The sequence below is a fragment of the uncultured Cardiobacterium sp. genome, assembly GCF_938028185.1.
Lineage (GTDB): Bacteria > Pseudomonadota > Gammaproteobacteria > Cardiobacteriales > Cardiobacteriaceae > Cardiobacterium.
In genome coordinates, this window is sequence record NZ_CALJAH010000248.1 from 1 (window position 1) to 5,847 (window position 5,847).

Here is a 5,847-nt window from a genome sequence, read left to right on the forward strand (position 1 = left end):
GAAAAAAGGCTCCATCATGGGGCTTTTTATTTTTGTTTGTCGCATTGATGCTTCAATGCAGCGCCGCCCAAACTTCATCTAGATAGGCGAGAGTCAGGTGGGCAGTATCGGGGACGAGGGCAATGTCACTACCCAGGTCTTCTGCTTTGCCCACGCCGACAGGCAGCGCACCGGCGGCTTTGATGGCGGTGATGCCGGCGGCGGCGTCTTCAATGCCGATGCAGTCGTGGATGTCCACCCCCACGCCTTGCGCGGCGGCGAGGAAAATGTCCGGCGCCGGTTTGGAGTGGGCGACGGCGGCAGGGTCGGCAATGGCGTCGAAGTAGGCGGTGAGCTGCATTTTTTCGAGCAGGAAGGGGCCGTTTTTGCTCGCCGAGGCCAGTGCGATTTTTTTGCCCGCCGCGCGCAGGGCTTGCAGCAGGGCGAGGATGCCCGGATACACGTCTTCAGGACGGACGGCCTGAATCATTTCGACGTAGTTGTCGTTTTTGCGTGTGGTCAGGCGGGCAAATTCGGCATCGTCCACGCTTTTGCCGCCGTGGGCGAGAATGCGGCGCAAGGAATCGTCACGCGAGACGCCTTTGAGTTGTTCGTTGAAGGCGCGGTCGATATGGATGCCCTGTTCTTCGGCGAGTTTTTTCCAGGCCAGGTAGTGGTATTCGGCGGTGTCGGTGATGACGCCGTCAAGGTCGAAGAGGACGGCTTGGTAGGTCATGGTTGTTCTCCTGTGTTGAGAGATTCGTCAAGTGGCGTACGCAGGGTTTGCGCATAGTCTTCCCCTTTGCGTCGCTGCGCGACACCTTCCCCCGCAAGCGGGGGAAGGGATTTTTCTCTGTGGTTTTTTACCCGTTTTTTTGCAGTGGCGCGCTGTGGCTGTCTTTCAGGGTCAGGGTTTCGCCGTAGAGTTTAAGCGGCAGGGCGTCACCTTTGAGCAGGCGCAGGGTGACGTTTTTGCCGTCCACTTCTATTTTTATCAGGCGGCCACGGTAGTTGATATGGAAGGTGTAGCCTGTCCAGTCTGATGGCAGGAAGGGCGCAAAGCTGAGAGTGCCACCCCAGGTTTTCATTTGTGCGAAGCCCTGGACGATGGCCAGCCATGAACCGGTCATGGAGGTGATGTGCAGGCCGTCTTCGGTGTCGTTGTTGTAGTTATCGAGGTCGAGGCGGGCGGTGCGCTGGTACATTTCCACGGCTTTGGCTTCTTTGCCGAGTTCGGCGGCGAGGATGGCGTGGATGGAGGGCGACAGCGAGCTTTCGTGCACGGTCATCGGTTCGTAGTAGTCGAAGTTGCGCCGTTTTTCGTCGAGGGTGTAGCGGTCGCCGAAGAAGTAGATGCCTTGTAGGACGTCGGCCTGTTTGATGAAGGGCGAGCGCAGGATTTTATCCCACGACCATTTCTGGTTCAGCGGCAGGTCGTCCGGCGAGAGGGCGGAGACGGGGCGGATGTCTTTGTCGAGGAAGCCGTCGTGCTGGACGAAGATGCCCTGTTCTTTGTCTTCGGGATAGTACATGTTCGCGATGATGTCCTGCCATTTGCCGCGCTCGGCGTCGCTGACGTTGAGGTCGGGGCGCGGGTGTTTTTGCAGGGCATCCAGGGTGTATTGCAGTACCCAGGTGGCGAGGGTGTTGGTGTACCAGTTGTTGTTGATGTTGTTTTCGTATTCGTTCGGCCCGGTCACGCCGTGGATCATGTATTTGCCGTGGCGTTTGGAGTAGTGGACGCGATCCGCCCAGAAGCGCGAGACTTCGACCAGCACTTCCAGACCTTCTTTGGCGAGGTAGCTGTCGTCGCCGGTGTAGTTGGTGTAGTTGTAGATGGCGTAAGGGATGGCACCGTTGCGGTGGATTTCCTCAAAGGTGATTTCCCATTCGTTGTGGCATTCGACGCCGGTGAAGGTAACCATCGGGTAGAGTGCGCCGGCGAGGCCTTGCTGACGGGCGTTGTGCTGGGCCTGCGGCAACTGGTTGTGGCGGTATTTGAGCAGGTTGCGGGTGACGTTCGGCTCGGCCAGGGCGAGGTAGAGTGGTACGGCGTAGGCTTCGGTGTCCCAGTAGGTGGCGCCACCGTATTTTTCGCCGGTGAAGCCTTTCGGGCCGATGTTGAGGCGGGCGTCTTCGCCGTAGTAGGTGGCGAATAGCTGGAAGAGGTTGAAGCGGATGCCTTGTTGGGCTTCGTCGTTGCCGCTGATGACGACGTCGGCGATATCCCAGCGCTGTTTCCAGCCCGCTTCGTGGGCGGCGAGGAGGTCGGCGTGGTTTTGTCCGCTGATTTTCGCGGAGAGGTCGCGTCCGGCTTTTTGTACGGCGGCGAGGCCGTCGTAGTCGCGGCTGGTGGTGATGATGACGCGTTTTTCAAAGGTTTTCGGCGCCGCGCCCACTTCGGCTTCGAAGCGGTTGGTCACGCGCCAGTCGCTGCTGTCATGGCCGGTGGCGGTGAAGTCGCCGGCGAAGGTTTGTTCGGCGTTGACGATGAATTGGTCGACGCCGAAGGGGTTGGCGACGGTTTGGGTGGCGATGCTGCCACGGTCGGCGGCAACGTCGCGCGCCAGTACTTGCCAGAATTTTTCTTCGTAGTTGGCGTCTTCGTTTTTCACGTCGGCGTCAATGACGGCGTCGATGCGTACTTTGTGGGTTTTGCCGTCGGTGGCGGTGATGTCCCAGCGGATGAGCGCCAGTTCTTTTTGCGCGACGGAGAGGAATTTGCTGATGCGGAACTGGACGCCAAAGAGGGTGAACTGGCGGTGCAGGACGCCGGTGTGCATGTCGAGTTCAAGGACGAAGTCGGTGGGGGCGTGTTTGCCGAGGTCAACTTCCTGACCGTCAACGTAGATGGCGACTTTGCTGTAATTCAAGGCGTTGATGGCTTTGCCGAAGTATTTGGGGTAGCCGTTTTTCCACCAGCCGACGCGGGTTTTGTCCGGGAACCACACGCCGCCGATGTAGGTGCCGAGGTGGCTGTCGCCGCTGTAGGTTTCTTCGAAGTTGCCGCGCATGCCCATATAGCCGTTGCCGAGGCTGGTCAGGCTTTCTTGCAGGCGCTTGTGTTCTTTTTCCAGTTTGGTGCTGCGGATGCTCCAGGGGTGGATTTCCATGATTCTCAGGTACATATCAGTGTCCTCTTTCGGGTTGGAAGATGATGGTGGATTGGTGGCGCGCGCCGTCTTTGAGGCGGATGTCGCCGTATTCGGGACGGTGCAGGCTGTTGGGCAGGGTTTGCAGTTCGGTGGCGAGTGCGTCGTAAGTGCCCGCGTCATGCGCGGTACCGTCCTGTGGCGCAGCGGTGAAGATAATCAGGCCGTTGCGGTCGCCATAGAGGCGGACGCGGTAGTCGGGGGTGCTCAGGATGGCTGCTGCCTGGCGGATGTCAGCGGGGATGCGGTAGATGTCGTCAAAACCCCCGCTTGCGCGCACGGCATCATCCAGCGCACGCGCGTCGCGGAAGTCGTAAGCGGGGTTGTCGTCTGCATTGAGCGGCAGTTTTTCCGCATTGACGGCGATATGTTCGCCCTGCGGGATATGCAGGGTGCAGCCGTGCAGGCCGCGCGGCAGGCGCCAGTAGATGTGCAGGGTCGGGTCAAACACGGTGTCGCCGTGCGCCGTCGCTTCGTAGCGGAGGATGAGACGGTCATCTGCGTCAAGCTGGTAATCAATGCTGAGTTCAAGGTCGCCGGGATAGCCGTCCTGCGTCGCGGTCACGGTCGTGCTGAGGCGCAGTAACTGCGCATCCAGCCGCTGCACGGTGAAGAGCCTCCCCGCCAGCCCGTGCGAACCGCCGTGCAGGGCGTTACGCCCTTCGTTCGCCTCCACGCGGCAGGGTTTGCCGAAGAGGTCGAATGCGGCCCCGGCGATGCGTCCGGCGACGCGGCCAATCTGCTTGTTAATCTGAAACGGGTTCTGCACATAATCGGCGGCGTTGTCGTAGCCGATGACCAGCGGCAGGCGGCCAGTATCTGTGCGCAGCGAGTAATCCTGGACGATACCGCCAAGATTGAGCACACACACCCGTGTGCCGCGCGCATTTTCCAGGTAATAGCCGACCACCGGCACCCCGTGCAGGGTGCCGAACGGTTTGGACAGCGCATCCATCAGGCGTGATCCGTCTTGGCGTGCGTTTCCTTAATCAGGAACACCGAAAACGCGCCAGCGAGCAGGATAATCCCGGCGGCAATAAACATATTGGCCTGTGTGCCGCCCAATAACGGGTAGAGGCCGAAACTCATAAGCGAAGCGACAATCTGCGGCAGGCAAATCGAGCCATTAAAGAGACCGAGGTAGGTGCCCATATGTTTGCCGGAAAGGGCATTGGTCACGATCGTCAGCGGGTACGTGATGATCCCCGCCCAGGCAATGCCGACCAGGATAAAGGACAGAATCAGCACATATTTATTGCCGACATAGGCGATGGAGAGGAAACCCAGCGCACCCAGCGCCAGACAGGCAAAATAACCGTGTTTATGGAACTGGTTCGGCACCTTCGCCAGCACATACGAGCACGCGACTGCCGCGATGGACTGCACCGCTGCCAGCATCCCGTACCAGTTGCCCGCTTCTTGGTAACCGGCAGAAGCGGCGTCTGTGGTCTGCCAGACATTGGCGGCAATCGCGCCTGCGGAATACGTCCACAAATACTGGAAGGCAAACCAGCAGAAAAACTGCGTCAATGACACCGTCCAAAAGGCCTTGGGCGCGGTTTTCAGCAGCGTCAGCCAGCTCACCCTGTCCTGATTGTCCTGCACCGAAATACCGTGATAACGCGCATAAGTGGCAGGGTCGTACTCCTTCACCTTGAAAATCGTGAAGGCGCTGGTGATGACGAGCAGCGCCGCGCCGACATAAAACGCGACCACCACCGTCTGCGGCACTACGCCCTGTGGTGCGGTATTGGCAAGACCGATATAGGCGAACACGAACGGCAACACGGCGGCAATCACCGAACCGGCATTGGCGAGAAAACTCTGAATACCGTAGGCATAACTCTTCTGCTCGTCGTTAACCATATCGCCGACCATCATCTTGAACGGCTGCATTGCCATGTTGGACGACACATCCAGCAGGGCAATCATCAGCGCGCCAAATACCAGCGCGGCAAGCGGGCCAAAGCCGAAACTGCCGGAGTTCGGCATCAAAATCATGACCAGCACGGCAATCAGCGCGCCATACAGCAAATACGGCAGGCGGCGACCACCGAGACGTGGCGCCCAAGTGCGGTCCGAATAATGGCCGACGATGGGCTGTACCAAAAGACCCGCCAGCGGCGGCAGGATAAAGAACCAGCCGAGACTGTGCGGGTCAGCGCCGAGTGTTTGGAAAATGCGGCTCATCTGCGAGCTTTGCAGGGTGAAGGCCGTCTGCACGCCGAGAAAACCGAAGCTGATCATCCAGATAGTACTTTGGGGCAGCGTGGGCAGGCCTTGCTGCGCCGTTTGCGGGGTGGGTTCCAACATAAGAAAACTCCTCTGATGGGCGGAATGCTCCTGATTGCGGCATTCCGGTGATTAATCATTCCGTGGGAAAACGCTTTAATAATTTTAAAGTTCCGGTAAAAACAAGATTCTCCACCCCCTACGATTGATAAATCTTGAATAAGATTAACGGAAATAGTAAAAAAAATCTAGAAATTCCACGGTTATTTTCGCAAAGACAGGAGTGATGATTATCAGGGGATAACATCTGCATATGTGGCAACAGGTAGGACTAACGCCGCTTGATAGATCCAGTATTTACGCCGCTTGGCGGGATTTTGCAGTCAGGCAGAAAGCCGGAGAGATGACCGGGACGGCGATATCAAGCGTCTCAACCTGCCGCCGCTGGACCGCCAGCAACTGCGCGACATGATTTATTCCATCA

The 5,847-nt window shown here is 58.4% G+C and carries 4 protein-coding genes; all 4 read right to left on the reverse strand.

Translation table 11 applies throughout. The features are described 5' to 3' along the window. Window positions 1–52 precede the first annotated feature (52 nt). The gene (gene pgmB / locus Q0349_RS07165) at window positions 53–715 is read right to left on the reverse strand and encodes a beta-phosphoglucomutase (RefSeq protein WP_298080188.1); all 663 of its coding nucleotides are present in this window, start codon (window positions 713–715) and stop codon (window positions 53–55) included. Window positions 716–842: 127 nt separating this feature from the next. Next, window positions 843–3,107, reverse strand: coding sequence for a glycoside hydrolase family 65 protein (locus Q0349_RS07170; protein ID WP_298080189.1), 2,265 nt, complete (start codon window positions 3,105–3,107; stop codon window positions 843–845). Window position 3,108: 1 nt separating this feature from the next. Continuing rightward, window positions 3,109–4,086 (reverse strand): galactose mutarotase, encoded by a 978-nt coding sequence (locus Q0349_RS07175; RefSeq protein WP_298080190.1) that lies wholly within the window; start codon window positions 4,084–4,086, stop codon window positions 3,109–3,111. Further along, window positions 4,086–5,444 carry an SLC45 family MFS transporter gene (locus Q0349_RS07180; protein ID WP_298080191.1) on the reverse strand — a complete coding sequence of 453 codons (1,359 nt, stop codon included), beginning with the start codon at window positions 5,442–5,444 and terminating at the stop codon, window positions 4,086–4,088. Before Q0349_RS07180 ends, Q0349_RS07175 begins: the two co-directional genes overlap by 1 nt. Window positions 5,445–5,847: the final 403 nt, after the last annotated feature.